Genomic DNA, 3,256 nt, shown 5'->3' on the forward strand with positions numbered 1-3,256 from the left:
GCCACTTTCACTGGTGGTGATCAGGCTAAGGTAAAATTTGTGAGTTCTCTTAGTTGAGAAATTCGAATTTTCGGCGAATGTCGTCTTCACAGTATAACCAGATTGCTTGGGGTTATATGGTCAAGTGAAGAAGCGCATACGGTGGATGCCTTGGCAGTCAGAGGCGATGAAAGACGTGGTAGCCTGCGAAAAGCTTCGGGGAGTCGGCAAACAGACTTTGATCCGGAGATGTCTGAATGGGGGAACCCAGCCATCATAAGATGGTTATCTTGTACTGAATACATAGGTGCAAGAGGCGAACCAGGGGAACTGAAACATCTAAGTACCCTGAGGAAAAGAAATCAACCGAGATTCCCTTAGTAGTGGCGAGCGAACGGGGACTAGCCCTTAAGTGGCTTTGAGATTAGCGGAACGCTCTGGAAAGTGCGGCCATAGTGGGTGATAGCCCTGTACGCGAAAGTCTCTTAGTCATGAAATCGAGTAGGACGGAGCACGAGAAACTTTGTCTGAATATGGGGGGACCATCCTCCAAGGCTAAATACTACTGACTGACCGATAGTGAACTAGTACCGTGAGGGAAAGGCGAAAAGAACCCCGGAGAGGGGAGTGAAATAGATCCTGAAACCGTATGCGTACAAGCAGTGGGAGCAGACGTTGTTCTGTGACTGCGTACCTTTTGTATAATGGGTCAGCGACTTATTTTCAGTGGCGAGCTTAACCGAATAGGGGAGGCGTAGCGAAAGCGAGTCTTAATAGGGCGTCTAGTCGCTGGGAATAGACCCGAAACCGGGCGATCTATCCATGGGCAGGTTGAAGGTTAGGTAACACTGACTGGAGGACCGAACCGACTACCGTTGAAAAGTTAGCGGATGACCTGTGGATCGGAGTGAAAGGCTAATCAAGCTCGGAGATAGCTGGTTCTCCTCGAAAGCTATTTAGGTAGCGCCTCATGTATCACTGTAGGGGGTAGAGCACTGTTTCGGCTAGGGGGTCATCCCGACTTACCAAACCGATGCAAACTCCGAATACCTACAAGTGCCGAGCATGGGAGACACACGGCGGGTGCTAACGTCCGTCGTGAAAAGGGAAACAACCCAGACCGTCAGCTAAGGTCCCAAAGTTATGGTTAAGTGGGAAACGATGTGGGAAGGCTTAGACAGCTAGGAGGTTGGCTTAGAAGCAGCCACCCTTTAAAGAAAGCGTAATAGCTCACTAGTCGAGTCGGCCTGCGCGGAAGATGTAACGGGGCTCAAACCATACACCGAAGCTACGGGTATCACGTAAGTGATGCGGTAGAGGAGCGTTCTGTAAGCCTGTGAAGGTGAGTTGAGAAGCTTGCTGGAGGTATCAGAAGTGCGAATGCTGACATGAGTAACGACAATGGGTGTGAAAAACACCCACGCCGAAAGACCAAGGTTTCCTGCGCAACGTTAATCGACGCAGGGTTAGTCGGTCCCTAAGGCGAGGCTGAAAAGCGTAGTCGATGGAAAACAGGTTAATATTCCTGTACTTCTGGTTATTGCGATGGAGGGACGGAGAAGGCTAGGCCAGCTTGGCGTTGGTTGTCCAAGTTTAAGGTGGTAGGCTGAAATCTTAGGTAAATCCGGGGTTTCAAGGCCGAGAGCTGATGACGAGTTGCCTTTAGGCGACGAAGTGGTTGATGCCATGCTTCCAAGAAAAGCTTCTAAGCTTCAGATAACCAGGAACCGTACCCCAAACCGACACAGGTGGTTGGGTAGAGAATACCAAGGCGCTTGAGAGAACTCGGGTGAAGGAACTAGGCAAAATGGCACCGTAACTTCGGGAGAAGGTGCGCCGGTGAGGGTGAAGCACTTGCTGCGTAAGCCCACGCCGGTCGAAGATACCAGGCCGCTGCGACTGTTTATTAAAAACACAGCACTCTGCAAACACGAAAGTGGACGTATAGGGTGTGACGCCTGCCCGGTGCCGGAAGGTTAATTGATGGGGTTAGCTAACGCGAAGCTCTTGATCGAAGCCCCGGTAAACGGCGGCCGTAACTATAACGGTCCTAAGGTAGCGAAATTCCTTGTCGGGTAAGTTCCGACCTGCACGAATGGCGTAACGATGGCGGCGCTGTCTCCACCCGAGACTCAGTGAAATTGAAATCGCTGTGAAGATGCAGTGTATCCGCGGCTAGACGGAAAGACCCCGTGAACCTTTACTATAGCTTTGCACTGGACTTTGAATTTGCTTGTGTAGGATAGGTGGGAGGCTTTGAAGCGTGGACGCCAGTTCGCGTGGAGCCATCCTTGAAATACCACCCTGGCAACTTTGAGGTTCTAACTCAGGTCCGTTATCCGGATCGAGGACAGTGTATGGTGGGTAGTTTGACTGGGGCGGTCTCCTCCTAAAGAGTAACGGAGGAGTACGAAGGTGCGCTCAGACCGGTCGGAAATCGGTCGTAGAGTATAAAGGCAAAAGCGCGCTTGACTGCGAGACAGACACGTCGAGCAGGTACGAAAGTAGGTCTTAGTGATCCGGTGGTTCTGTATGGAAGGGCCATCGCTCAACGGATAAAAGGTACTCCGGGGATAACAGGCTGATACCGCCCAAGAGTTCATATCGACGGCGGTGTTTGGCACCTCGATGTCGGCTCATCACATCCTGGGGCTGAAGCCGGTCCCAAGGGTATGGCTGTTCGCCATTTAAAGTGGTACGCGAGCTGGGTTTAGAACGTCGTGAGACAGTTCGGTCCCTATCTGCCGTGGACGTTTGAGATTTGAGAGGGGCTGCTCCTAGTACGAGAGGACCGGAGTGGACGAACCTCTGGTGTTCCGGTTGTCACGCCAGTGGCATTGCCGGGTAGCTATGTTCGGGAAAGATAACCGCTGAAAGCATCTAAGCGGGAAACTTGCCTCAAGATGAGATCTCACTGGAACCTTGAGTTCCCTGAAGGGCCGTCGAAGACTACGACGTTGATAGGTTGGGTGTGTAAGCGCTGTGAGGCGTTGAGCTAACCAATACTAATTGCCCGTGAGGCTTGACCATATAACACCCAAGCAATCTGCAGACTCGAAAGAGACCAGATTGCGGTGTGTGAAGACGCAATGAACCGAAAGTTCGACGCTCACAAAACACCGAAAGCTGTCACATACCCAATTTGCTGAAGCGAGGCCATCTGGTCACGAGTCAGTACCCGAATTTCTTGACGACCATAGAGCGTTGGAACCACCTGATCCCATCCCGAACTCAGAAGTGAAACGATGCATCGCCGATGGTAGTGTGGGGTTTCCCC

The 3,256-nt window shown here is 51.7% G+C and carries 2 rRNA genes; both read left to right on the plus strand.

The window, feature by feature from the left end:
• Window positions 1–118: 118 nt before the first annotated feature.
• Window positions 119–3,009 (plus strand): 23S ribosomal RNA (locus CAF79_RS28555).
• 156 nt (window positions 3,010–3,165) lie between these two features.
• Window positions 3,166–3,256, plus strand: a 5S ribosomal RNA gene (gene rrf / locus CAF79_RS28560); the annotation flags it as partial.

The organism is Pseudomonas sp. B26(2017), assembly GCF_002113045.1.
Taxonomy (GTDB): domain Bacteria; phylum Pseudomonadota; class Gammaproteobacteria; order Pseudomonadales; family Pseudomonadaceae; genus Aquipseudomonas.